This window comes from Burkholderia sp. 567 (assembly GCF_040545115.1).
Lineage (GTDB): Bacteria > Pseudomonadota > Gammaproteobacteria > Burkholderiales > Burkholderiaceae > Burkholderia > Burkholderia ambifaria.
In genome coordinates this window covers 40,494-63,699 of the sequence record NZ_JBEPLG010000007.1, presented here as the reverse complement: position 1 = coordinate 63,699, position 23,206 = coordinate 40,494, and the positions used below count along the sequence as shown (strand labels likewise).

The window sequence follows — 23,206 nt, the reverse complement described above, 5'->3', positions numbered from 1 at the left end:
GTTTACACCGACCACGGGCCGGCGCCGCCCACGGCCCGGCGCCTGCGCGGCGCCGTGCATCATGCGGATTCGGAAGCCTGCGCCGGCATCTCGGCGTCGCCGAACACGACGCTCACGAGCAGGCCGCCCGCGGCCGCGTCGCCGAGCGACACCGTCGCGCCCTGCTGCGCCGCCACGCGCTTGACGATCGCGAGCCCGAGCCCGCTGCCCGACACGTCGGCGCGCGCCCGCGCGGAGCTGTCGCGGTAGAAGCGGTCGAACACGCGCTCGCGCTCGTCGGCCGGGATGCCGGGCCCGCTGTCGCCGATCTGCACGCACGCACGGCCGGCCGCGTCGCGCGTCAGCGACACGTCGATGCGGCCGCCGTCGGGCGTGTACTTGACCGCGTTGTCGAGCAGGTTGCCGAACATCACGCGCAGCGCGCCGACGTCCGCGACGACGGTCGCCGCGGAACTCTCCTCGAAGCCGAGATCGATGTGATGCCGCTGCGCGAGCGGCGCATGCGCGGCCACGCATTCGACGAGCAGCGCCTGCAGATCGACCGGCTCGCGCATCGTCGCGCCGTCCGGTTCGGCACGCGCGAGCGCGAGCAGTTGCTCGGTGAGACGCGTGGCGCGCGACACGCCGTCCTGGAGATCCGCAATCGCCTCGCGACGCGAGGTATCGTCCTTCGCGCGGGCGACGAGCTGCGCCTGGATCTGCACGGCCGCGAGCGGCGTGCGCAGTTCGTGCGCGGCATCGGCGACGAAGGCCTTCTGCGTGTCGAGCGCCGCCGACAGCCGCGCGAGCAGCCCGTTCAGCGCGCGCACGAGCGGCTGCACCTCGAGCGGCAGGCCCGCATCGTGCAAGGGATCGAGCGCTTCCGGCCGGCGCGCCTCGACCGCGCGCGTCACGCGGGCGAGCGGCGCGAGCCCGCGCCCGACGATCATCCAGACCGCCGCGCCGAGGAACGGCAGCAGCACGATCAGCGGCCACAGCGTGCGCAGCGCGACGTTCGCGGCGAGCCGGTTGCGCACCGACAGCGGCTGCGCGAGCTGCACGACGTTGTCGCCGACGATCGCGCCGTACACGCGCCATTCGCCGCGATCGGTGCGCTCGGTCGAGAAGCCGAGTTCCGCGCGCGGCGCGATCGGCGCGCGCGGATGCGAGAAGTACATCAGCACGCCGTTGCGATTCCAGATCTGGATCACGATGCCTTCGTCGCCGTTGGTGCGCGAGCCGAACACCTGCGAGAACGGCTCGGACGGCAGCGCCGCGGCGATTTCCTGCAGCTGGTAGTCGAACAGCTCGTTCGCTTCGGCGAGCGCCTGCCGGTAGATCAGCCAGCCCGCGAGGCCCACGCCCGCGACGACGATCGCGAGCAGCCAGATCAGCAATTGATGACGAATCGACCTCACGCGTCAGCTTTCCTTGACGACCATGTAGCCGAGCCCGCGCACGTTGCGGATCAGGTCCGAACCGAGCTTCTTGCGCAGCGCGTGGATGTAGACCTCGACCGTGTTGCTGCCGATCTCCTCGCCCCAGCCGTACATCTTCTCCTCGAGCTGGCTCTTCGACAGCACCGCGCCGGGCCGCGCCAGCAGCGCCTGGAGCAGCGCGAACTCGCGCGCGGACAGCGCGACGGGCGCGCCGTCGAGCGTCACCTGGTGCGACGCGGGATCGAGCGTCAGCGCGCCGTGGCGGATCAGCGACTCGCTGCGCCCGGCCTGGCGGCGGATCAGCGCGCGCATCCGCGCGCCCAGTTCGTCGAGGTCGAACGGCTTGACGAGGTAGTCGTCGGCGCCCGCGTCGAGCCCCTTCACGCGATCGGCGACCGCATCGCGCGCGGTGACGATCAGCACCGGCAGCGACAGCCCGCGCGCGCGCAGCGTGCGCAGCACGTCGATGCCGTCGCGCTTCGGCAGGCCGAGATCGAGCAGCAGCAGGTCGTACGCCTCGCCGCCGAGCGCCGTGAGCGCGGCGTCGCCGTCCTGCACCCAGTCGACCGCGAAGCCGTCGGCGCGCAAGGCCTTGCGTACGCCTTCGGCAATCATTCGATCGTCTTCAACGAGGAGAATCCGCATCGGAACCGGAACCCATGGGGCGAGTCAACATGGCGACCATTGTAGCGCCGCGAATCGCGTGCGCCGCCTGCAATGCAACAGAAAGGCGGATTGCAAGGAGCGTGTGCGCACTTGTCTCTACAATGTGCGCTCCGGCGCGCCGCGCGCCCTGCCCGAACCCCTGCATTTCCCGTATTCGCCCATGCCGATTTCCGATCTCTCCGCCCGGTTCGCCCCCCGCGCCCGCGTCTGCGCCCGCGTCTGCCTGCGTACGGCCGCCGTCGTCGCCACCTGCACGGCCCTTGCGTTCGCACCTCCCGCGCAGGCCCGCAAGAAGCTTCACAAGGAAGCGCGCAAGACCGCCGTCGTGTCGCCCGCCGCGCGCGCGGCCGGCCTGCCGGCGTCCGTGCTGGTCGCGCTGCAGCGCGCGAAGGTGCCGGCATCGGCGATGAGCGTCGTCGTCGAGCGCGTCGGCGATCCTGAGCCGCTGATCGAATGGAACGCGAACCGGCCGATGCTGCCGGCGTCGACGATGAAGCTCGTCACGACCTTCTCGGGCCTGTCGATCCTCGGCCCCGACTTCCGCTGGCGCACCACCGCGTATGCGGACGGCCCGGTCGATCCGGACGGCACGCTGCAAGGCAACCTGTACATCAAGGGCACCGGCGATCCGAAGCTCGTGCCCGAGGAGCTGATCGACCTCGTCGACAAGCTGCGCAAGGCGGGCGTCAAGCGCGTGGCCGGCGGCCTCGTGCTCGACAAGAGCTATTTCGCCGCGTCGACGCGCGACCTGCCGTCGTTCGACGACGACGTGAGCGCACCGTACAACGTCGGCCCCGATCCGCTGCTGTACGCGTTCAAGGCCGTGTCGTTTACGGTGACGCCGGGCGACGACGGCAAGATTGCCGTCGATGTGCTGCCGCCGCTCGCCAATCTGTCGATCGACAACCAGCTGTACGAAGGCAGCGGATCGTGCGGCGCGGCTGCCGCGGCCGCGCGTCCGACGCTGACGGCCGGCGGCGGGATCATGACCGCGTCGTTCGCCGGCGACTATCCGCTGCGCTGCGGCGCGCGCACGACCAATCTGGCGATCCTCGATCACACGACGTTCTTCGCGCGCGGCTTCCTCGCGCTGTGGCAGCAGGACGGCGGCACGATCGCGGGCCCGGTCAGCGAAGGCAAGGTGCCCACCACCGCGCGCCCGCTCGCCGTCCATCACAGCCCGGTGCTCGGCAGCATCGTCTACGACATCAACAAGTTCAGCAACAACGTGATGGCGCGCAACCTGTTCCTGACGATCGGCGCGGTCGCCGGCAAGCCGCCCGCGACGCCCGAGCAGTCGAGCCGCGCGATTCAGGCATTCCTGCGCAAGAGCGGGATCGCGATGCCCGACCTCGCGCTCGAGAACGGCTCGGGCCTGTCGCGCGACGAGCACGTGAGCGCGCTGTCGCTCGCCGCGCTGCTGCAGGCCGCGAACGCGAGCCCGGTCGCGCAGGCGTTCGTCGATTCGCTGCCGGTCGCCGGCATCGACGGCACGATGAAGAACCGCCTGACCAACGCCGGCGTGCTCGGCAATGCGCACATCAAGACGGGCACGCTGCGCGACGTGCGCGCGATCGCGGGCTACGTCGCGGGCGCGGATGGCCAGAGCTACGTCGTCGTCAGTTTCATCAACGACGATCACGCGGAAGCCGCGCGCGCCGCGCACGACACGCTGCTCGAATGGATCTACGCGGGCGCGCACTGACGGCACGGCGCGCGCCGCGACGCGGCGCACCCACGCACCGCCGGCGCATCGCGCCACAAAACGGGGCCGCACCGCGCGGCCCCGTTGCACATGGTTTTCCGTAGAAACCCTGTCCTCAGAGGGAACCCTCTACGCTGCCCCCTCGCCTAGCGCGTGGCGATTGCGTAGGCTGTTGGCCTGACTGATATCTAGAACGGGCCAAAGGCCCGGCCTCACGGCTTGCAGGGGAAAGGAGGAGACACGTCCATGCGATTCGACGTCGAATTGCTTCTGCTCGCGCTGGCGCCCGTCTTCCTGCTCTGCATCGCGTGGGAGGCCTGGCACCTCGCCCGCACGCGTGCGCACGAGCATGTCTATGCGTGGCGCGACACGCTGTGCAACGCGGCGCTCGCGCTGATGCACCAGGGCACCGACAAGCTCGCGTGGCTGTTCGTGATCCCCGTTTATGCGTACTGCTACGCACATTTCCGGCTGTTCACGTGGCACGACGGCTGGCTGTCGTTCGCGGTGCTGTTCATCGGCCAGGACTTCCTCTACTACGTGTTCCATCGCGCGAGCCATCGCGTGCGCTGGCTGTGGGCCGCGCACGTCGTGCACCACTCGTCCGAGCGAATGAATTTCTCGACCGCGTTCCGGCAGAGCCTGATGTATCCCGTCGCGGGCATGTGGGCGTTCTGGCTGCCGCTCGCGTTCGTCGGCTTTCCGCCGCAGCAGATCGTCGGCGTCGTGCTGATCAACCTCGCGTTCCAGTTCTTCGTGCACACGCAGGCGATCGGCAAGCTCGGCTGGCTCGAATACGTGTTCAACACGCCGTCGATCCATCGCGCGCACCATGCACGCAACCCGCGTTACATCGACCGCAATTACGCAGGTGTGCTCGTGATCTGGGATCGCCTGTTCGGCAGCTACGTCGAGGAGTCGCCCGACGATCCGCCGCGCTATGGAATCGTCGAGCCGCTCGGCTCGAACAACCCGCTCGTCGCGACGTTCCACGAGTGGGTGTCGATGGCGGCCGACGCGTTGCGCATCGACGGCTGGCGCAACAAGCTGCGCGCGATTTTCGGCCCGCCCGAATGGGCGAGCGCTTATCATGCGCAGATTGCAGAGGCCGCGAACCAGGATCCGCGCGCCGTGCCGCTTGCGGCTGCGCGTGACCAATAAACCGTTTCAGCCAACGGCCGCCGCGCAGCCCGGAACCGGGCAGGCACGCGGCAGATGAGAAACACATCAGGCCATATCTACGAGGAGATAGAACGATGCAATCACAACAACACGCACCTTCCCGCCATCGTCAACGCCTGCTGCGCACCGCGCAGGTCGCGATCGCGGGCGCCGCGCTCGCGCTGCTCGCCGCGTGCGGCGGCGGTGACGACAACAACAACAGCGCGTCGATCACGCCGCCGTCCGGCGTGAAGATGCAGATCGTGTCGTTCGGCGACAGCCTGTCGGATGCCGGCACCTACTCGCAGATCAAGCTCGGCTTCGGCGGCGGCCGCTTCACGACCAACCCCGGCCAGGTGTGGACGCAGAACGTCGCGCAGTACTACGGCGACACGCTGCAGCCCGCGAACCAGGGCGGCTTCGGCATCCCGCTGCAGGCGACCGGCGGCCTCGGCTATGCACAGGGCGGCTCGCGCGTGACGCTGCAGCCGGGCATCGGCCATGCGGACGCCAGCGTGCCGAACGCGGACTACGCGCAGGCCACGACGACGCCGATCGCCGATCAGGTCAAGCAGTACCTGACGCAGCACGGCAGCTTCAACTCAGGGCAGATCGTGCTGGTCAACGGCGGCGCGAACGACATCTTCTACCAGGCGCAGGTCGCGCAGGCGCAAGGCAACACGCCGGCCGCCCAGCTTGCGGCGGCGCAGGCGATCGGCCTGGCCGCGCAGCAGCTCGGCGGCCTCGTCCAGCAGATCGTCGCGGCAGGCGCGACGCACGTATTCGTGTCGAACGTGCCGGACATCGGCGGCACGCCGCTCGCGCTGCAAGGCGGCACGCAGGCCGTGTTCACGCAACTGTCGGGGCTGTTCAACCAGACGCTCGCCGGCACGCTGGCCGCACTGAAGGTCGACAAGACCAAGTACGCGCTGCTCGACACGTTCACGTGGCAGGACGGCGTCGCGGCCAACTACCAGGCGAACGGCTTCGCGGTGTCGAACACCGACACCGGCTGCAACCTGAAGGCGATGGTCGCTGCGGCGACCCAGTACGGCGTCGCGAACGCGACCGCATTCGGCTCGTCGCTGTTCTGCTCGCCGCAGACCTACACGGTCGCGAACGCGGACCAGACCTACATGTTCGCCGACACGGTCCACCCGACGACGCGCCTGCACCTGCTGTTCTCGCAATTCGTCGAGAAGCAGATCGCGGCATCGGGCGTCGGCAAGTAAGCCGCCCGCCACGCGCTGAAACGCAAACGCCCGACCGGTTTTTCGCCGGTCGGGCGTTTTTTATTCCGGATCGGATGCGCGACGCCGCGTCAGTCGCGCGCTTCGAATGCCGCGGCCGCGCGACCGAGACGATCGTTGACCGCGATCCACTCGACGGTCTCGGGCAGCTTCTCGACGAGGATGCGTGCGACCTGCGCGCGATCGAGCGCGCGCAGCATCCCGTACAGGTCGCGCGCATACGCCTGCGGATCTTCCGGCGCCGCGACGAAATGCACGCCGTCGGCCTGCGCCCAGCGTCCCGCGCGCGACGCGCGTGCGACGAGCGCGACGCGTTCGCCGTCGGTCTGCGCGGCCGCGAGCAGCGGCTCGAGCGCGTCGAACGGCATGAGCGCGAGCGGCGTGCGCGGCGCGTAATGCGCCTTCAGCGTGCCGGACGCGCGCGGCGCGGTCGCGTCGCCGCCGTCGGGCAGGCGCGGCGCGCGGCCGAGCACGTCGGCGATCTGCCGCGGCGTCACGTGGCCCGGACGCAGCAGCGCCGGGAAACCGCGCGACAGGTCGAGAATCGTCGATTCGATGCCGACTTCGGATGCGCCGCCGTCGAGCACGTGCACGGTGTCGCCGAATTCGTCGCGCACATGCTGAGCGGTCGTCGGGCTCACATGGCCGAAGCGGTTCGCGGACGGCGCGGCGACGCCGCCGTGGCCGCCGCGCCGCGCGCTGAACGCGGCCAGCAGCGCCTGCGCGACCGGATGCGACGGGCAGCGCAGGCCGACCGAATCCTGCCCGCCGCTCACGGCGTCCGGAATGCGCGCATGGCGCTTCAGGATCAGCGTGAGCGGGCCCGGCCAGAATGCATCGATCAGCGCCTGCGCATCGGCCGGCAGGTCGTCGGCCCAGTAGCCCGGATCGCCGCCGGGCGGCAGATGCACGATCACCGGATGGTTCGCCGGGCGCCCTTTCGCCGCGTAGATGCGGGCGACGGCTTCGGGATTCGCCGCGTCGCCGCCGAGCCCGTACACGGTTTCGGTCGGGAACGCGACGAGCTGCCCCGCGTCGAGCAGCGCGGCGGCCGCGTCGATCTGCGCGCGCGTCACGGAGTTCGGGAGATCGATGGACATCGGCTGGCGCCTCAGTCGAGCGGCACGCGCAGCAGCTGCGCACACGCGGTGGCGGCGGCGACGGCGTCGTCGCGCGTCTCGGCCGTGAAGTTCACGTGGCCCATCTTGCGGCCGACGCGCGCTTCTTCCTTGCCGTACAGGTGCAGGTGCGCGGCCGGCATCGCGGCGACCGTGTCCCACGGCGGCGTGACGGCCCCGGCCGCCGCACCATTGGGGAACCACACGTCGCCGAGGATGTTCAGCATCGCGGCCGGCGAATGCTGGCGCGGGTTGCCGAGCGGCATGCGCGTCATCGCGCGCACCTGCTGCTCGAACTGGCTCGTTGCGCACGCATCGACCGTGTAGTGGCCGGAGTTGTGCGGGCGCGGCGCCATTTCGTTCGCGACGAACGAGCCGTCTTCCAGCACGAAGAATTCGACGCACAGCACGCCGACGTAGCCGAGCGTATCGGCGATCCGGACGGCCGCCTGCTGCGCCTCTTCGACACGCGCGGCATCGGCGGCCGGCGCCGGCACGATGGTCAGCGCGAGGATGCCGTTGTGATGCACGTTCTGCGCGAGCGGGAAGGCGGCCGAGCGGCCGTCCGCGCCGCGCGCGATCAGCGCGGACACTTCGTACTTCAGCGGCAGGCGCTTTTCGAGCACGCACGGCACGCCGCCGAGCGCCGCATGTGCATCGCGCGCTTCCCGCGCGGTGCTCACGCGCACCTGGCCCTTGCCGTCGTAGCCGAGACGCGCCGTCTTGAGGATGCCCGGCAGCACCGCGTCGAGCGCGGCATCGTCGAGCGCGGCCAGGGCCGTCGCCGATTCGATCACGACGTGCGGCGCGACCGGCACGCCGGAGGCCTCGATGAAACGCTTCTCCGCGATCCGGTCCTGCGCGACCGCGACGCAGCGGCCGGCCGGCGCGACGAACGTCGTGCGCGCGAGGAAGTCGAGGCTCGCGGCCGGCACGTTCTCGAATTCCGTCGACACGGCCTCGCACAGCCCGGCCAGCTCGGCGAGCGCGGCTTCGTCGTCGTAGGCCGCGCGCAGGTGGCGGTCGGCGACCGCGCCGGCGGGGCTCGCCGGATCGGGATCGAGCACGGCGACGCGATAGCCCATCGACTGGGCGGCAAAGCAGAACATGCGGCCGAGCTGGCCGCCGCCGACCATGCCCAGCCACGCGCCGGGCAGGATCGGGGAAACGGAATCAGGAGTTGCGGTCATGTCAGTGGTCGGTCGCGACGGGCGCTGCCCGCCGCAGTGAGGAAAGTCAGGCGGCCGCCGGAATGACGGTGCGGCCGCCGGTGCGCCGTCACGCCAGCGGCGGCAGCACCATGGCGTGCGCGGCTTCGTTCTGGCGCACGCGGAACGCGGCAAGCCGGTTCGCGTAGTCGGCCGACGTGCCGGACAGGATCGACACCGCGAACAGCGCGGCGTTCGCGGCGCCGGCCTCGCCGATCGCGAACGTCGCGACCGGCACGCCCTTCGGCATCTGCACGATCGAGTGCAGCGAATCGACGCCCTTCAGGTACTTGCTCGCGACCGGCACGCCGAGCACCGGCACCGTGGTTTTCGCGGCCAGCATGCCGGGCAGGTGCGCGGCACCGCCGGCGCCCGCGATGATCGCGCGCAGCCCGCGCTCGCGCGCCTTCTCCGCATAGTCGAACATCTCGTCGGGCATCCGGTGCGCGGACACGACCTTCGCTTCGTACGGTACGCCGAATTCCTGCAGGATCGCGACCGCGTTCTTCATCACGTCCCAGTCGGAACTCGAGCCCATCAGCACGCCGATGAGCGGCGCGCTGTGCGTGTGGGCGGTCTGGACTTCACTCATTTTCGTATGTCCTTGTCGACCCGAGTAAGCGCTTCAGCGCTTACTCGGGTCCCATGCAAAGCTCGCTCAGGCGAGCGGCTGGCCGGTGATGCGCTCGAGCGCTTCCTGGTACTTCGCGGCCGTCTTCTCGACGACGTCGGCCGGCAGCGCCGGCGCCGGCGCGGTCTTGCCCCACGGCTGCGTCTCGAGCCAGTCGCGCACGAACTGCTTGTCGAACGACGGCGGGTTGGTGCCGACCTGGTACTGGTCGGCCGGCCAGAAGCGCGACGAATCGGCCGTCAGCACTTCGTCCATCAGGTACAGCTTGCCGTGATTGTCGAGGCCGAATTCGAACTTCGTGTCGGCGATGATGATGCCGCGCGTCGCCGCGTAGTCGGCCGCTTCCTTGTACAGGCGGATCGAGATGTCGCGAATCGTCGCGGCCAGCTCGGTGCCGATGCGGCGCTCGGTTTCCTCGAACGTGATGTTCTCGTCGTGCTCGCCCAGCTCGGCCTTCGCGGCCGGCGTGAAGATCGGCTCGGGCAGCTTCTGCGCGTTCTGCAGGCCTTCCGGCAACTGCACGCCGCACACGGCGCCCGACGCCTGGTATTCCTTCCAGCCGCTGCCGGCCAGATAGCCGCGCACGACCGCTTCGATCATGATCGGCTCGAGGCGCTTGACGACCACGCCGCGGCCCTTGACCTGCTCGACCTCGTCGGCCGCGACGACCGCTTCCGGCGCGTCGCCCGTCAGGTGGTTCGGCACGATGTGCGCGAGCTTGTCGAACCAGAAGTTCGCCATCTGGTTCAGCACGCGGCCCTTGTTCGGAATCGGCTCGCCCATGATCACGTCGAATGCCGACAGGCGATCGGTCGTGACGATCAGGAGCTTGTCGTTGCCGACCGCGTAGTTATCGCGGACCTTGCCGCGACCGAGGAGCGGCAGCGAGCGGAGCGTGGATTCGTAAAGGGTAGACATCGTCTTTTCGCAGATAAGGAGCCAAACAAAAAGGGAAACGCCGTTCCCCGCGGCAGGCGGGAACGGCGGTCTTGCAATGCGTCGGCGAACCGGCGGGCGATCGTGCCCGCCAGTTGCCGGCCGGCCCTCGTTCGGCCGGACGGAACGGCTGCCGGGGCCGGATCAGTCCGGCGGCGGGCAGCCGGCCCCAGCCTTTCGGCGGGGGCAATCGTACTACAGTCTCAGCGCACGACCTGCGCGAGCGCGCCGGACTTGTACTGTTCGGCGATCTTGTCGAGCGACACCGGCTTGATCTTCGCGGCCTGGCCTTCGCAGCCGAACGCGAGGTAGCGATCGACGCATACCTTCTTCGCCGCTTCACGCGCCGGCTTCAGGTAGTCGCGCGGATCGAACTTGCCCGGGTTCTCGAACAGGTAGCGGCGGATCGCACCGGTGATCGCGAGACGCAGGTCGGTGTCGATGTTGATCTTGCGCACGCCGTGCTTGATGCCTTCCTGGATTTCCTCGACCGGCACGCCGTAGGTTTCCTTCATGTCGCCGCCGAACTGGCGGATTTCTTCCAGCAGCTCCTGCGGCACCGACGACGAACCGTGCATCACCAGGTGCGTGTTCGGGATGCGTGCGTGGATTTCCTTGATGCGCTGGATCGACAGGATGTCGCCCGTCGGCTTCTTCGAGAACTTGTACGCACCGTGCGACGTGCCGATCGCGATCGCGAGCGCGTCACACTGCGTGAGCTTCACGAAGTCGGCCGCCTGCTCCGGATCGGTCAGCAGCTGCTCGCGGGTCATCGTGCCTTCCGCGCCGTGGCCGTCTTCCTTGTCGCCCTTCATCGTCTCGAGCGAGCCGAGCACGCCGAGTTCGGCCTCGACCGTCACGCCGATCGAGTGCGCCATCTCGACGACCTTGCGCGACACGTCGACGTTGTACTCGTACGAGGCGACCGTCTTGCCGTCGGCTTCGAGCGAACCGTCCATCATCACGCTGGTGAAGCCGCTGCGGATCGCGCCCATGCAGACTGCCGGCGACTGGCCGTGGTCCTGGTGCATCACGACCGGGATGTGCGGATACGACTCGACCGCCGCTTCGATCAGGTGGCGCAGGAACGGCTCGCCCGCGTACTTACGCGCGCCGGCCGATGCCTGCATGATCACGGGCGCGCCGACCTGATCCGCCGCCGCCATGATCGCCTGGACCTGCTCCAGGTTGTTCACGTTGAAGGCCGGCAGGCCGTAACCGTGCTCTGCCGCGTGGTCCAGCAATTGACGCATTGATACGAGAGGCATTGTGGAACTCCTTGGAATGAAAACCGGTGCGCCCTGACGCCGGCGCAGCGCTCGCTCCCGTTCGAACGGGGGGCACGGCGCGGCTGAGCGTCGAATAGCGGCATTTTATCGCGAAGCGCCTCCGATTCCGACCGCCCGGTGGCGCCTGCTCGCAATTTGTTACCTTCGCACGGCACAATGCGGCCAAAAAACAGAAAAAAAGCCGCGCGGGGTATCGGACCCCGCGCGGCTTTCGTCGATAAACGGTGCCGCATCAGCTCGAGCGACCGGTCTGCAGACCGGCCCGGCGCACGCCGGCGCCTAGCGATCAGTAATGCTCGCCGACCCGCACGATCTTCAGCGTGTTGGTGCCGCCCGCCTGCCCCATCGGCTCGCCGACGGTCAGCACGACCATGTCGCCGTGCTGCACGTAGCCCTGCTTCACGACGATCTCGAGCGCCGCCTGCAGCGCCGAGTCGCGGTCGCTGTTGAAGTCGACGTGCAGCGGCGTCACGTTGCGGTACAGCGCCATCGTGCGCTCGCTGCCGACGCGCGGCGTCAGCGCGAAGATCGGCACGTGCGTGTAGTGACGCGACATCCACAGCGCGGTCGCGCCCGATTCGGTCAGCGCGATGATCGCCTTGGCACCGAGGTGATAGGCGGTGAACAGCGCGCCCATCGCGATCGACTGGTCGATCCGCGTGAACGTGCGGTCGAGGAAATCCTTGTCCAGCTCGACGTGCTCGGACTTTTCCGCCTCGACGCACACGGCCGCCATCGTCTCGATCGTGACGACCGGGTACTTGCCGGCGGCCGTCTCGGCCGACAGCATCACCGCATCGGTGCCGTCGAGCACCGCATTCGCGACGTCCGACACTTCCGCGCGGGTCGGCACCGGCGCGAGGATCATCGACTCCATCATCTGCGTCGCGGTGATCACGAGCTTGTTCGACTCGCGCGCCATCCGGATCATCCGCTTCTGCAGCGCCGGCACGGCCGCGTTGCCGACTTCCACCGCGAGGTCGCCACGCGCGACCATGATGCCGTCGGATGCGTCGAGGATGCTCTGCAGCGCCGGAATCGCCTCCGCGCGCTCGATCTTCGCGATCATCTTCGGCTTGATGCCGTAAGGCGCGCCCGCGATATTCGCGAGCTGGCGCGCCATTTCCATGTCGGTCGCGTTCTTCGGGAACGACACCGCGACGAGATCCGCGCCGAGCGACATCGCCGTGCGGATGTCCTCCATGTCCTTCGCGGTCAGCGCGGGCGCCGACAGCCCGCCGCCCTGCCGGTTGATCCCCTTGTTGTTCGACAGCTCGCCGCCCACCTTGACGACCGTGTGGATCTCGTCGCCGAGCACGCGCTCGACGGTCAGCACGATCAGGCCGTCGTTCAGCAGCAGCAGGTCGCCCGGCTTCAGGTCACGCGGCAGTTCCTTGTAGTCGAGGCCGACGCGCTCGTCGTTGCCGAGCTCGCAGCCCGCGTCGAGGATGAAGGCCTGGCCCGGCTCGAGCGTGGTCTTGCCGTTCTCGAACTTGCCGACGCGGATCTTCGGGCCCTGGAGGTCGGCCATGATCGCGATCTCGCGGCCGACCTTGCGGGCGGCCTCTCGCACCATCTCGGCGCGCTGGCGGTGATCGTCGGCCGTACCGTGCGAAAAATTGAGCCGCACGACGTCGAGGCCCGCCTGCATCATCTGCAGCAGAATCTCCGGCGAACTGGAAGCCGGGCCGATCGTGGCGACTATCTTGGTGGCGCGCTGCATGAAACTCCTCATCTGGATCAAGGTGGATGCGCTGGGTGAAACGCTGCGAGAGCCGGAATCGGCAGGCCCAGCGGCCGCCGTTCCGGGGGGCGTGCCGGTGCTTGCGCCCGGCATCGCTTTGTTCTGAATCTCGTGGTGCTGCACGGCCGCGTCGCCGGCGGCCGCCGGTGCGCGCGGGGCTGAGTTCGCCCGCGCGGGCGCGCGTTTGCGCTTGCCCGCGCCGGCCGGCTGCTCCGCTTTAGCAGAGCGCGCGGCCCTGGTCACCCCTGCGCGCGCCGCCACGCTCAGGCCGCCCGCGTTTCGAGCACTTCCACCGCCGGCAGCTTCTTCCCTTCGAGGAACTCGAGGAAGGCGCCGCCGCCGGTCGAGATATAGCTGACCTGGTCGTGGATGCCGTACTTCGCGATGGCCGCGAGCGTGTCGCCGCCGCCCGCGATCGAGAACGCGGACGATTTGGCGATCGCTTCGGCGAGCGTCTTGGTGCCGTTGCCGAACTGGTCGAACTCGAACACGCCGACCGGACCGTTCCACACGATCGTGCCGGCCTTCTCGAGCTGGCTCGCGAGCGCCTTGGCCGTATCCGGGCCGATGTCGAGGATCATGTCGTCCGCTTCGATGTCGGCGACCTGCTTCACCGTGGCCGCGGCCGTCGGCGAGAATTCCTTGGCCGTCACGACGTCGGACGGGATTGGCACCGACGCGCCGCGCTCGCGCGCTTCGTCGATGATCGCCTTCGCCTCGGCGACGAGATCGGCTTCCGCGAGCGACTTGCCGATCGACAGGCCGGCCGCGAGCATGAACGTGTTCGCGATGCCGCCGCCGACGATCAGTTGGTCGACCTTGCCGGCGAGCGACTTGAGAATGGTCAGCTTGGTCGACACCTTCGAACCGGCGACGATCGCCACCAGCGGGCGGGCCGGGTTGCCGAGCGCCTTGCCAAGCGCGTCGAGTTCGGCGGCCAGCAGCGGGCCCGCGCACGCGACCGGCGCGTACTTCGCGATCCCGTGGGTGGTCGCTTCCGCGCGGTGCGCGGTGCCGAACGCGTCGTTCACGTACACGTCGCAGAGCTTCGCCATCTTCTGCGCGAGCTCGTCCGAGTTCTTCTTCTCGCCCTTGTTCACGCGGCAGTTCTCGAGCAGCACGACCTGGCCCGGCGCGACGTTCACGCCGTTCTCGACCCAGTTCGCGACCAGCGGCACGTCGCGGCCGAGCAGTTCGGCGAGGCGCTTCGCGACCGGCGCGAGCGAGTCTTCGGGCTTGAATTCGCCTTCGGTCGGACGACCGAGGTGCGACGTGACCATCACGGCCGCGCCGGCGTCGAGCGCGGCCTGGATGGCCGGCACGGACGCGCGCACGCGCGTGTCTTCGGTGATGTTGCCGTGATCGTCCTGCGGGACGTTCAGGTCGGCGCGGATGAACACCCGCTTGCCGGCGAGCTGGCCGGCGGCGATCAGGTCGGTAAGACGCTTGACTTGGCTCATGTTGAACAGATTGAAGTAGTGGATGGGGAAAGGGGGTTCACGCTGGACGTGCGCGGGCAGCCGCGAAAGGGCGCCGGATGCGGCCGTGGCTGGCGGTTCGCATGACGCGCACGGGTAAAAAATCTTGAACGGGCATTCTAGCCGATCCATCCGGCAGACTGACCCGTGCGACGGCGAATTCCGCCTATTTGGGATCGCACGCGGCCGCCGACACATTGCTGCAACGCAGCAATGTACAGCCGCAAGCGGTCGATGCCCGGCCGGCCGCTGCGGCGATTCATCAGAAGATCAGGCGCAGCACGGTGAAGACGAGCATCCCGATCACGATGGTGCCGAGCATGCTGCGCCGCCACAAAAACCAGCCGAGGCCAGCGAGCGCCGCGTAGAACGGATGATTGGACAGCGCGAACGATAGCCCGGCCGGCGTTTCGAGCACGTCGGGCAGCACGACCGCGACGAGCGCGGCGGCCGGCGCATAGCGCAGCGCGCGCTGCGCGCGCTCGGGCAGCACGGTGCGTTCGCCGCCGAGCAGGAACAGCGCGCGCGTGACGGCCGTGACGATCGTCATCCCGACGATCACGATCCAGATGTCCGTCGCGCTCATTCGATTTCCTTCTCGTGCACGGTTTCGGTGCGGATGCGGCGCCAGTCGGCGCGTTCGACGAAGAAATCGGCCGTGCAGCCGGCCGCGAGCGCGGCCAGCACCGCGATCGGCAGCGCGAGCCGGTACGGCAGGTCGAACGCGATCAGCGACACGACGCCCGCGACCGCGACGGCGGCGAGCGTCGAGCGGTTCGCGACCGCCGACACCATGATCGGGATCAGCGCGAGCGTGCCGGCCAGCTCCAGCCCCCAGCTCGCGGGAAAGACGCTCGCGAGCAGGATGCCGGCGAGCGACGACACCTGCCACGATAGCCAGCTCGCGAGCGCCATCCCCCAGAAGTAGGCTTCCTTGCCCGGCACGTGGCCGTACGCGAAGGCCTGTTTCTGGAACAGCAGGTAGATCACGTCGCCGTTGAAATAGCCGATCGCGAGGCGCCGCCACAGCGGCAGGTAGGAAAAATGGGGAGCAAGCCCGGCGCTGAAGATCACGAAGCGCAGGTTGACCATCGCGGCCGTGAGCAGGATCGTCCAGATCGGCAGCTTCGCGACGAGGAGCGGCAGCACCGCGAGCTGCGACGAGCCCGCGTAGACGAGGATCGACATCGCGCTCGCCTGCCCGAGCGTCATCACCGACTTGCTCATCGCGACACCGGTCACGAGCCCCCAGGAGAGGATGGCCATCAGTGTCGGGGAATAGTCGCGCGCGCCCTGGATCAGCGCGAAGCGGTCGGTGGCGGACAATCGAGCGAGCATCGGAAAGCGGGCCGCGGCGGGCGGTTCGTGCGGGCTCCGGCGTCTCCTGCCGGCACGGCCCGTCGTTATTGGAATCGGTACCGGACGATTATAGCGCCGGCCCTGCGCCGACCGACCGGCGCGACACCAAATGACGCTAAAATAAGCGTCTTTCCGGCTCAATGCTGCACACAAGCCGCTGTACCCAATTGCTTCACAGGAGAACCCCATGTCAATGGCCGACCGCGACGGCAAGATCTGGATGGACGGCAAGCTGATCGACTGGCGCGACGCCACGATCCACGTCCTGACCCACACGCTGCACTACGGCATGGGCGTCTTCGAAGGCGTGCGCGCGTACCGGACGGCCGACGGCAGCACCGCGATCTTCCGCCTGCACGAGCACACCAAACGTCTGCTGAATTCGGCGAAGATCTTCCAGATGGACGTGCCGTTCGACCGGGAAACCCTCGAAGCCGCGCAGCTCGACGTCGTGCGCGAGAACAAGCTCGAGTCGGGCTACCTGCGCCCGATCATCTGGGTCGGCTCGGAAAAGCTCGGCGTGTCCGCGAAGGGCAACACGATCCACGTCGCGATCGCCGCGTGGCCGTGGGGCGCGTACCTCGGCGAGGAAGGCCTCGCGAAGGGCATCCGCGTGAAGACGTCGTCGTTCACCCGCCACCACGTGAACGTGTCGATGGTGCGCGCGAAGGCGTCGGGCTGGTACGTGAACTCGATCCTCGCGAACCAGGAAGCGACCGCCGACGGCTACGACGAAGCGCTGCTGCTCGACGTCGACGGCTACGTGTCGGAAGGCTCCGGCGAGAACTTCTTCCTGGTGAACAACGGCAAGCTGTACACGCCCGACCTGTCGTCGTGCCTCGACGGCATCACGCGCGACACGATCATCACGCTCGCGCGGGACGCAGGCATCCAGGTGATCGAGAAGCGCATCACGCGCGACGAGGTCTACACGGCCGACGAAGCGTTCTTCACGGGCACGGCCGCCGAAGTCACGCCGATCCGCGAACTCGACAACCGTACGATCGGCAGCGGCGCCCGCGGCCCCGTGACGGAAAAGCTCCAGTCGGCGTTTTTCGATATCGTGTCGGGCAAGAACGCGAAGTACGCGCACTGGCTGACGAAGGTCTGAGCGCGCCGCGCGACCGACCGCCCCACCACAGAGTGATAAGAGAAAGTCTCATGAGTGAAATCAAGGAAATGCCGCTGGTCGAACTGACGGCCAAGGATCTCCCCGCCTACTGCCCGAACCCGGCCATGGCGCGCTGGAGCGCGCACCCGCGCGTGTTCATCGACGTCTCGCACGGCGAGGCGCGCTGCCCGTACTGCGGCACGCGCTACAAGCTGCGCGACGGCGAGGTGGTCAAGGGCCATTGAGCCCGACCGGGCCCGCGGGCCCGCCGCACGCGAGGCGGCGCAGCCGGAACTCCGGCGCGCCGCCCTTTTCCTGTTCTGACAACCCGAACGCGGTGCATGCGCGCCGTGCTTCATTACGACATCGGAAGTCGACCTGATGCGTCGAGCGCTGGTTATCGCACCGAATTGGATCGGTGACGCATTGATGGCGCAGCCGCTTTTTGCGCTGCTGAAAAAAATCCATCCCCGCATCGTGATCGATGCCGTCGCACCCACCTGGGTCGCGCCGGTGCTCGAGCGGATGCCCGAGATCCACGATGTCTACGCGACCGACCTCGCGCACGGCAAGCTGCAGCTGCTGCGCCGCTGGCAGCTCGCGAGCGACCTGCGCGACGTCGGCTACGACGCGGCGTACGTGCTGCCGAATTCGCTGAAATCCGCGGTGATTCCGTGGCTCGCGAACATTCCGCTGCGGATTGGCTATACGGGCGAGCACCGCTACGGCCTGCTCAACGTGCGGCACGCGAACCCCGACAAATCGGCCGAGCGGCCGCCGATGACGACACACTACGCGGCGCTCGCGTATGCGCCGGGCGCGAAGCTGCCCGAGTCGATGAAGATGCTGCCGCCGCCGCGCCTCGACGCCGACCTGAACGAGACGGCGCGCGTCTCCGCGCGTTTCAATCTCGATACGCGCAAGCCGCTCGTCGTGTTCTGCCCCGGCGCGGAATACGGCCCGGCCAAGCGCTGGCCGCCCGAGCACTTCGCGACGCTCGCGACGATCGTCCATCAGTCTTTCCCGTATACGCAGATCGTCGCGCTCGGCTCGCAGAAGGACGCCGCGGCCGCGCAGGCGATCGCCGACCACGCGCCGAACGTGCGCAACCTGTGCGGGCAGACGTCGTTGTCCGAGGCGTGCGCGCTGATCGCGCGCGCGAACGCGGTCGTGACCAACGATTCCGGGCTGATGCACGTCGCCGCCGCGCTGCGGCGGCCGCTCGTCGCGTTGTACGGATCGACTGATCCGCGCCACACCCCTCCGCTGTCGGACCTGGCGAAGGTACAATGGCTTCATCTCGAATGCAGTCCCTGCTTCGAACGCGAGTGCCCGCTCGGCCATCTGAAATGCCTGCGCGAACTCGGTCCCGAGCAGGTATTCGGCGATTTGCGCGGCATGCTCGTCGGGCAGCGCTGACCCTGACCGGCAGCGTCGCACGACGCGCCGGGCAATCCGATTCACCGGTGCAAGGCGGCCCCACCCGGGCCGCCGTGCTGAATACGGCGCGCGACGCGCGCGAGAGATAACCCCGATGCCACGTTTTGCCCGCCTGTTCGAAGCCGCTGCCGATACGCTGAACGCCTACTACCAGGCCGTCGCCGATGCCAATCTCGACGCGCTGCTGGGGTTGTGGATCGACGAGGACTTCGCCAGCTGCGTCTGGGCCGACGGCGAGCATCTGCACGGGCTCGACCAGATCCGCAGCGGGCTGGCCAACCGGCTCGCGACGCGCCCGGTCACGATCGAACCGCTCGACATCCGTGTTTACGACAGTCTCGGCACCGTCGTCTATACGATCGCCGAAGCGCATCAGCAGGCCGACCTGACGGCCGAACCCGACATGGTTTTCGCGACGTACGTGATGATCCACGAACGCGGCGAGTGGCGCATCGCGCATATCCACGCGAGCCCGATTCCTGAACAGGCGGCCGGACAATTCGCCGCGAAGATCCGTCACGGGCAGGGTCCGCTGCACTGACGAACAACGAAGCAACGCATTAGCGGGGCGATCATGAGTACGGCTTCTCCGCCCACCTCGCCGCTGACCGGGGCCCCGGCCCCCGACGACGATTCATTGCGCTATCGCGCACCGCGCTGGCTGCCGAACAGCCATGTGCAAACCATCGTGCCCGCGCTGTTCGCACGGCGTCCGGCTGTCGCCTACCGACGAGAGCGATGGGAAACCCCCGACCACGACTTCATCGATCTCGACTGGGTCGCGCACCTCGACAGTGCCGCGCCGCCGCCCGACGCACCGCTGTTCGTGCTGTTCCACGGCCTCGAAGGCAGTTCCGGCTCGCACTACGCGCTCGCGATGATGGCCGCCGCGCGCGCGAAGGGCTGGCACGCGGTCGTCCCGCACTTTCGCAGCTGCAGCGGCGAGTTGAACCGCCAGCCGCGCTTCTACCATCTCGCCGACAGCGCCGAAGTCGACTGGATCCTGCAGCGGCTCGCCGCGCAGCATCGCGGGCCGATCGTCGCGGCCGGCGTGTCGCTCGGCGGCAACGTGCTGCTGCGCTGGCTCGGCGAGCACCGCAGCGACACGTCGATCGTGCACGCGGCCGCCGCGATCTCGACGCCGATCGACGTGCATGCGGGCGGCCGCGCGCTGTCGCAGGGCTTCGCGATGGTCTATACGCGCAGCTTCCTGAAGACGCTCAAGCGCAAGGCGCTCGCGAAGCTCGACCAGTATCCGGGCCTGTTCGACCGCGACGCGATGCTGCGCGCCGTGACGATGCGCGACTTCGACGAAGTCGTGACCGCACCGCTGCACGGCTTCGCCGACGCCGACGACTACTGGACCCAGGCCACCACGCGGCCGCTGTTGCCGGCCATCGACGTGCCCACGCTGATCCTCAACGCCCGCAACGACCCGTTTCTGCCGGAATCCGCGCTGCCGAGCGCAGCCGACGTGTCGCCGGCCGTCGAGCTCGATCAGCCCATGGACGGCGGCCATGCGGGATTCATGACCGGACCGTTCCCCGGCCGCCTCGACTGGCTGTCGGCGCGGGTGTTCGGCTATTGCTCGAAATTCGTCGACCATGGATGACATCGTCAGGCAGGCCCTCGCCAAATGGCCGAACGTACCCGACTGCACCGGCTGGCTGCTGCTCGACCGGCGCGGCGAGTGGCGGCTGCGCGACGACGCCGCGCAGGCCGCCGGCGAGCTTGGCTCGCCGATCCGGCATGCGGCGCTCAACGCGTTCATCGGACGCAACTACGAATGCGACGCGCACGGCCAGTGGTTCTTCCAGAACGGGCCGCAGCGCGTGTACGTCGAGCTCGCCTACACACCGTGGGTCGTGCGCCTGGCCGAACGCGACGGGCAGCTCACGCTGGCCGACCAGACCGGCGCGCCGTTCGAGCCCGACGCCGCATGGCTCGACGATGCGGGCGGCGTGCTGTTCCGCGCGGCGGGCACGCCGCCGCGCGTCGCGGCGCTGCACGACCACGACCTCGGCCTGTTCGCCGATCATGCGGATTTCGACGCGACGCCGCCCGTGCTGCGCTGGCGTGACGGGCGCACGCTGGCGCTCGGCAATCTGTCGAGTGCCGATGTGCCCGCAACGTTCGGCTTCGTCGCGAGCCCCGCGCAGCGGGCGCGGTGCGACGCGCTGGATGGTGGCAACGGCAACGACAGCGCCGCAAGCTGAAGCGCCCACGCCCTGCCCGCCTCGCGGCCGTTATCCGCGGCCGTTCTTCTCGTCCTCGCGCTCTTCCTTGTAGCGCGCCTCGAATTCCAGCAGCCGCGCGCCGATGATCGACTGATCGTAGAACGACACGTCCTTCGCGTCGCGCGCCTCCTTCAGCTGGCGAATCGCCGACGGCCACGCGCCGTCGAGCGCCAGCTTCTCCGCGAGCGCACGGCGCCGCGCGAGCACGTCGCCCTTGCCGTCGCTCGCCTTCGCGAGATAGTCCCACCAGTCCGGCTGCTCCGGGTCCGCTTTCGCCTGCGTGCGTGCGAGCATCTGCGCTTCGTCGAAGCGGCGCGCGGCGATCAGCGCCTGCAGGTGCGCGACGATCGCCGCGTGCGACGCCGGCCAGCGCCGCTGCGCGAGCGCCGCGAGCCGCACCGCGTCGTCGGTCCGGCCCGCGCGGCGGGCGAGGTCGGCGGCGAGCACGTCGAGGCTCGGCGAACTCGTCTGCGGATCGTCCGCGCGCCGCTCGCGCGCGTCGAATGCGGCACGGGCCGACGCCAGCGCCTTGTCGGCCGCATCGTACTGGCCGAGCAGCGTGTTCGCGAGCGCGATCCCGTACTCGTTCGCCGCGACGTTCGGCGCCGTGCGATCGTCGATCTCGAGCTGCATCCGGCGCGCCTCGGCCGCGATGTCGTTCGGCGCACGGTTCTGCAGAATGCGCAGCCGCGCGCGCACGAAGCCGTATTCGGCCGACTGGCGCGGCTGCCGGTACGGCGCGCGGCGCGCGCGATCCTCCATGTCGGCGATCCGTTCGCCCGTCAGCGGGTGCGTGCGCGCATAGGCCGGCACGCCCGCGTCGCCCATCGACGCGCGCTCGAGCCGCTCGAAGAAGCCCGGCATCCCGTACGGGTCGTAGCCGGCGCCCGCGAGCAGTTGGAAACCGACGCGATCGGCCTCACGCTCGGCCGAGCGTGAGAAGCGCAGCTGGTTGTCGACCGCAAACGCCTGCCCGCCCATCGCGATCGCGCTGCCGAGATCGCCGCTGCGCGCGAGCACGCCCGCCAGCACCCCGAGCAGCATCGTCGCGAGCGCGGTGTAGCCCGTCTTCTCGTTCGCGCCGATCATCCGCGCGATGTGCCGCTGCAGCACGTGGCCCATCTCGTGGCCGACCACCGATGCGAGTTCGGATTCCGTTTGCGTCGTGACCACCAGCCCGCTGTTGATCCCGATGAAACCGCCCGGCATCGAGAATGCGTTGATCTGCGGATCGCGCACCGGGAACAGCTCGAAGTCCGGCGTGTAGCCGCCGATGTAGCGCGCCGCGGCCGCGGCCGCGAGCCGCTTCGCGATCGCGTTCAGGTAGTCGCGCGCGAGCCAGTCGTCGAGGTAATCCGGGTCGCGCCGCACCTCGCGCATCACGCGCTCGCCGAGACGGCGCTCGGCCTGCGGCGTGAGCGAACCGCCGGAGCCGTCGCCGAGGTCGGGGAGTTCCAGCGCGCGCAGCGGTGCGCGCAGGCTCGCGACCGGCGCGGACGCGCCGTCGCCGCCGGAGAACCGGCTTTCCGCGCCGCCGTAGGTGCCGAATACGCCGGTCGCGATGCCGGACGGCACCGTGGAAATCGACGGCGAAGTGCCGGCCGCCGGCTCGAGCGGCAGCGCGGACAGGCGCTGTGCATGGCCGCTCGGCGGCAGCACGAGCGCCGTCGACAGCAACACGGCAAGCAACTGTTTGACACGCATGGCAGGATGAAAGCGACGCGTCCCGCGCGCCGGGCGCGCATCGCGGCGTTTGGTCTGAAGATCCCGGTCATTGTACCGGCGGGATCGCGACTGTTCGCTGCGGCGGATGCGCCGTCTGCACGCCCGGCGTCGCGCAGGCCGCTGCTATGATAGGCGCCCGTTGAAACGTTGCAGATGGTTGCGGCACGGTGCCCGACGCGGTGGATCGACCGGCCGCGACACAAGAGATCGGAGCAGGACATGTCAGGACTTACCCATTTCGACGCCGCCGGCCATGCGCACATGGTCGACGTCGGCGGCAAGCAGGAAACGCAACGCATCGCGATCGCGCGCGGCACGATCCGGATGCTGCCGGCGACGTTCGCGCTGATCCGCGACGGCAAGGCGAAGAAAGGCGACGTGCTCGGCGTCGCGCGCATCGCCGCGATCCAGGGCGCCAAGCGCACCGCCGACCTCATTCCGCTGTGTCATCCGCTCGCGCTGACGCGCGTGGCCGTCGACTTCGAACTCGACGACGCGCTGCCGGGCGTGCACTGCGTCGCGCAGGTCGAGACGTTCGGGCGCACCGGTGTCGAGATGGAAGCGCTGACTGCCGTGCAGGTCGGGCTGCTGACCGTGTACGACATGTGCAAGGCGGTCGATCGCGGAATGGTGATCACCGAGGTGAGCGTGAGAGAAAAGCGTGGCGGGAAGTCGGGGGACTGGAAGGCCGAGGACACCGCCGGCTGACCGGTCGGCACCCTGTCGGCCG

The 23,206-nt window shown here is 69.0% G+C and carries 23 protein-coding genes; 11 read left to right on the top strand and 12 right to left on the bottom strand.

Annotated elements, in window-relative coordinates:
- Positions 1–59: 59 nt before the first annotated feature.
- Positions 60–1,397: an ATP-binding protein gene (locus ABIC50_RS20635; protein ID WP_138847224.1), complete on the bottom strand. Its 1,338-nt coding sequence runs from the start codon at positions 1,395–1,397 to the stop codon at positions 60–62.
- A 3-nt stretch (positions 1,398–1,400) separates the two neighbouring features.
- On the bottom strand, positions 1,401–2,063 hold the full coding sequence (locus tag ABIC50_RS20630) for a response regulator (RefSeq protein WP_011657807.1): 663 nt from the start codon (positions 2,061–2,063) through the stop codon (positions 1,401–1,403).
- A 181-nt stretch (positions 2,064–2,244) separates the two neighbouring features.
- Between ABIC50_RS20630 and dacB the strand changes: the two genes are divergently transcribed.
- From dacB to ABIC50_RS20615, 3 genes are all read left to right on the top strand, one after another.
- A complete protein-coding gene (gene dacB / locus ABIC50_RS20625; protein WP_354166575.1) occupies positions 2,245–3,789 on the top strand; it encodes a D-alanyl-D-alanine carboxypeptidase/D-alanyl-D-alanine endopeptidase in 1,545 nt (514 codons plus the stop codon).
- A 246-nt stretch (positions 3,790–4,035) separates the two neighbouring features.
- Positions 4,036–4,950, top strand: coding sequence for a sterol desaturase family protein (locus ABIC50_RS20620; protein ID WP_175733628.1), 915 nt, complete (start codon positions 4,036–4,038; stop codon positions 4,948–4,950).
- Positions 4,951–5,045: 95 nt separating this feature from the next.
- A complete protein-coding gene (locus ABIC50_RS20615; protein ID WP_354166573.1) occupies positions 5,046–6,182 on the top strand; it encodes an SGNH/GDSL hydrolase family protein in 1,137 nt (378 codons plus the stop codon).
- An 89-nt stretch (positions 6,183–6,271) separates the two neighbouring features.
- Here the strand turns inward: ABIC50_RS20615 and ABIC50_RS20610 are convergent, their stop codons facing one another.
- The 6 genes from ABIC50_RS20610 to pyk form a co-directional block, all read right to left on the bottom strand.
- Complete coding sequence (locus tag ABIC50_RS20610) at positions 6,272–7,300, bottom strand: L-threonylcarbamoyladenylate synthase (RefSeq protein WP_175703029.1); 1,029 nt, start codon at positions 7,298–7,300, stop codon at positions 6,272–6,274.
- A gap of 11 nt (positions 7,301–7,311) precedes the next feature.
- A complete protein-coding gene (locus ABIC50_RS20605; RefSeq protein ID WP_354166571.1) occupies positions 7,312–8,508 on the bottom strand; it encodes a 5-(carboxyamino)imidazole ribonucleotide synthase in 1,197 nt (398 codons plus the stop codon).
- A gap of 88 nt (positions 8,509–8,596) precedes the next feature.
- Positions 8,597–9,118, bottom strand: a complete 522-nt coding sequence (gene purE / locus ABIC50_RS20600; protein ID WP_011657812.1) for a 5-(carboxyamino)imidazole ribonucleotide mutase — start codon at positions 9,116–9,118, stop codon at positions 8,597–8,599.
- A gap of 66 nt (positions 9,119–9,184) precedes the next feature.
- On the bottom strand, positions 9,185–10,075 hold the full coding sequence (locus ABIC50_RS20595; protein ID WP_006749977.1) for a phosphoribosylaminoimidazolesuccinocarboxamide synthase: 891 nt from the start codon (positions 10,073–10,075) through the stop codon (positions 9,185–9,187).
- Positions 10,076–10,296: 221 nt separating this feature from the next.
- A complete protein-coding gene (fba, locus tag ABIC50_RS20590) occupies positions 10,297–11,361 on the bottom strand; it encodes a class II fructose-bisphosphate aldolase (protein ID WP_011657813.1) in 1,065 nt (354 codons plus the stop codon).
- Between the two features lie 307 nt (positions 11,362–11,668).
- On the bottom strand, positions 11,669–13,117 hold the full coding sequence (gene pyk / locus ABIC50_RS20585) for a pyruvate kinase (RefSeq protein WP_502693556.1): 1,449 nt from the start codon (positions 13,115–13,117) through the stop codon (positions 11,669–11,671).
- Here pyk and ABIC50_RS20580 point away from each other — a divergent pair.
- Positions 13,104–13,232 (top strand): hypothetical protein, encoded by a 129-nt coding sequence (locus ABIC50_RS20580; RefSeq protein ID WP_256097633.1) that lies wholly within the window; start codon positions 13,104–13,106, stop codon positions 13,230–13,232. The two genes, pyk and ABIC50_RS20580, sit on opposite strands and share 14 nt — an antisense overlap.
- Before the next feature lie 157 nt (positions 13,233–13,389).
- On the opposite strand, the gene ABIC50_RS20575 is transcribed toward ABIC50_RS20580, so the two are convergent.
- The 3 genes from ABIC50_RS20575 to ABIC50_RS20565 form a co-directional block, all read right to left on the bottom strand.
- On the bottom strand, positions 13,390–14,586 hold the full coding sequence (locus tag ABIC50_RS20575) for a phosphoglycerate kinase (RefSeq protein ID WP_041489852.1): 1,197 nt from the start codon (positions 14,584–14,586) through the stop codon (positions 13,390–13,392).
- Between the two features lie 280 nt (positions 14,587–14,866).
- Complete coding sequence (locus ABIC50_RS20570; protein ID WP_006749973.1) at positions 14,867–15,190, bottom strand: AzlD domain-containing protein; 324 nt, start codon at positions 15,188–15,190, stop codon at positions 14,867–14,869.
- A complete protein-coding gene (locus ABIC50_RS20565; protein WP_105832454.1) occupies positions 15,187–15,942 on the bottom strand; it encodes an AzlC family ABC transporter permease in 756 nt (251 codons plus the stop codon). Before ABIC50_RS20565 ends, ABIC50_RS20570 begins: the two co-directional genes overlap by 4 nt.
- 208 nt (positions 15,943–16,150) lie before the next feature.
- Between ABIC50_RS20565 and ABIC50_RS20560 the strand changes: the two genes are divergently transcribed.
- The 6 genes from ABIC50_RS20560 (at position 16,151) to ABIC50_RS20535 (ending at position 20,730) form a co-directional block, all read left to right on the top strand.
- A complete protein-coding gene (locus tag ABIC50_RS20560) occupies positions 16,151–17,074 on the top strand; it encodes a branched-chain amino acid transaminase (protein ID WP_006749971.1) in 924 nt (307 codons plus the stop codon).
- Between the two features lie 50 nt (positions 17,075–17,124).
- Entirely contained in the window at positions 17,125–17,319 is a 195-nt protein-coding gene (locus ABIC50_RS20555; RefSeq protein WP_006749970.1) for a zinc-finger domain-containing protein, read from the top strand.
- A gap of 136 nt (positions 17,320–17,455) precedes the next feature.
- Positions 17,456–18,493, top strand: coding sequence for a lipopolysaccharide heptosyltransferase II (gene waaF, locus ABIC50_RS20550; RefSeq protein WP_041491262.1), 1,038 nt, complete (start codon positions 17,456–17,458; stop codon positions 18,491–18,493).
- A gap of 115 nt (positions 18,494–18,608) precedes the next feature.
- Positions 18,609–19,055, top strand: a complete 447-nt coding sequence (locus tag ABIC50_RS20545) for a nuclear transport factor 2 family protein (RefSeq protein ID WP_006749968.1) — start codon at positions 18,609–18,611, stop codon at positions 19,053–19,055.
- A 33-nt stretch (positions 19,056–19,088) separates the two neighbouring features.
- On the top strand, positions 19,089–20,126 hold the full coding sequence (locus ABIC50_RS20540; RefSeq protein WP_011657819.1) for a hydrolase: 1,038 nt from the start codon (positions 19,089–19,091) through the stop codon (positions 20,124–20,126).
- Positions 20,119–20,730, top strand: coding sequence for a DUF2946 family protein (locus ABIC50_RS20535; RefSeq protein ID WP_354166569.1), 612 nt, complete (start codon positions 20,119–20,121; stop codon positions 20,728–20,730). The genes ABIC50_RS20540 and ABIC50_RS20535 overlap by 8 nt, the downstream gene beginning before the upstream one ends.
- 30 nt (positions 20,731–20,760) lie before the next feature.
- Here the strand turns inward: ABIC50_RS20535 and ABIC50_RS20530 are convergent, their stop codons facing one another.
- Positions 20,761–22,455, bottom strand: a complete 1,695-nt coding sequence (locus ABIC50_RS20530) for a M48 family metalloprotease (protein ID WP_354166567.1) — start codon at positions 22,453–22,455, stop codon at positions 20,761–20,763.
- A 240-nt stretch (positions 22,456–22,695) separates the two neighbouring features.
- On the opposite strand from ABIC50_RS20530, the gene moaC reads away from it, so the two are divergent.
- Positions 22,696–23,184 carry a cyclic pyranopterin monophosphate synthase MoaC gene (moaC, locus tag ABIC50_RS20525; RefSeq protein WP_011657821.1) on the top strand — a complete coding sequence of 163 codons (489 nt, stop codon included), beginning with the start codon at positions 22,696–22,698 and terminating at the stop codon, positions 23,182–23,184.
- Positions 23,185–23,206: the final 22 nt, after the last annotated feature.

What these genes read in the sequence shown, in the direction of transcription:
- ABIC50_RS20630 (WP_011657807.1), bottom strand. Translation starts at nt 2,063, where the DNA reads ATGCGGATTCTCCTCGTTGAAGACGATCGAATGATTGCCGAAGGCGTA.
- ABIC50_RS20530 (WP_354166567.1), bottom strand. Translation starts at nt 22,455, where the DNA reads ATGCGTGTCAAACAGTTGCTTGCCGTGTTGCTGTCGACGGCGCTCGTG.
- ABIC50_RS20565 (WP_105832454.1), bottom strand. Translation starts at nt 15,942, where the DNA reads ATGCTCGCTCGATTGTCCGCCACCGACCGCTTCGCGCTGATCCAGGGC.
- pyk (WP_502693556.1), bottom strand. Translation starts at nt 13,117, where the DNA reads ATGAGGAGTTTCATGCAGCGCGCCACCAAGATAGTCGCCACGATCGGC.
- dacB (WP_354166575.1), top strand. Translation starts at nt 2,245, where the DNA reads ATGCCGATTTCCGATCTCTCCGCCCGGTTCGCCCCCCGCGCCCGCGTC.
- ABIC50_RS20535 (WP_354166569.1), top strand. Translation starts at nt 20,119, where the DNA reads ATGGATGACATCGTCAGGCAGGCCCTCGCCAAATGGCCGAACGTACCC.
- ABIC50_RS20610 (WP_175703029.1), bottom strand. Translation starts at nt 7,300, where the DNA reads ATGTCCATCGATCTCCCGAACTCCGTGACGCGCGCGCAGATCGACGCG.
- ABIC50_RS20605 (WP_354166571.1), bottom strand. Translation starts at nt 8,508, where the DNA reads ATGACCGCAACTCCTGATTCCGTTTCCCCGATCCTGCCCGGCGCGTGG.
- ABIC50_RS20545 (WP_006749968.1), top strand. Translation starts at nt 18,609, where the DNA reads ATGCCACGTTTTGCCCGCCTGTTCGAAGCCGCTGCCGATACGCTGAAC.
- waaF (WP_041491262.1), top strand. Translation starts at nt 17,456, where the DNA reads ATGCGTCGAGCGCTGGTTATCGCACCGAATTGGATCGGTGACGCATTG.
- ABIC50_RS20575 (WP_041489852.1), bottom strand. Translation starts at nt 14,586, where the DNA reads ATGAGCCAAGTCAAGCGTCTTACCGACCTGATCGCCGCCGGCCAGCTC.
- ABIC50_RS20580 (WP_256097633.1), top strand. Translation starts at nt 13,104, where the DNA reads ATGAAACTCCTCATCTGGATCAAGGTGGATGCGCTGGGTGAAACGCTG.
- ABIC50_RS20595 (WP_006749977.1), bottom strand. Translation starts at nt 10,075, where the DNA reads ATGTCTACCCTTTACGAATCCACGCTCCGCTCGCTGCCGCTCCTCGGT.
- moaC (WP_011657821.1), top strand. Translation starts at nt 22,696, where the DNA reads ATGTCAGGACTTACCCATTTCGACGCCGCCGGCCATGCGCACATGGTC.
- ABIC50_RS20560 (WP_006749971.1), top strand. Translation starts at nt 16,151, where the DNA reads ATGTCAATGGCCGACCGCGACGGCAAGATCTGGATGGACGGCAAGCTG.
- ABIC50_RS20540 (WP_011657819.1), top strand. Translation starts at nt 19,089, where the DNA reads ATGAGTACGGCTTCTCCGCCCACCTCGCCGCTGACCGGGGCCCCGGCC.
- ABIC50_RS20555 (WP_006749970.1), top strand. Translation starts at nt 17,125, where the DNA reads ATGAGTGAAATCAAGGAAATGCCGCTGGTCGAACTGACGGCCAAGGAT.
- ABIC50_RS20615 (WP_354166573.1), top strand. Translation starts at nt 5,046, where the DNA reads ATGCAATCACAACAACACGCACCTTCCCGCCATCGTCAACGCCTGCTG.
- ABIC50_RS20570 (WP_006749973.1), bottom strand. Translation starts at nt 15,190, where the DNA reads ATGAGCGCGACGGACATCTGGATCGTGATCGTCGGGATGACGATCGTC.
- ABIC50_RS20620 (WP_175733628.1), top strand. Translation starts at nt 4,036, where the DNA reads ATGCGATTCGACGTCGAATTGCTTCTGCTCGCGCTGGCGCCCGTCTTC.
- fba (WP_011657813.1), bottom strand. Translation starts at nt 11,361, where the DNA reads ATGCCTCTCGTATCAATGCGTCAATTGCTGGACCACGCGGCAGAGCAC.
- purE (WP_011657812.1), bottom strand. Translation starts at nt 9,118, where the DNA reads ATGAGTGAAGTCCAGACCGCCCACACGCACAGCGCGCCGCTCATCGGC.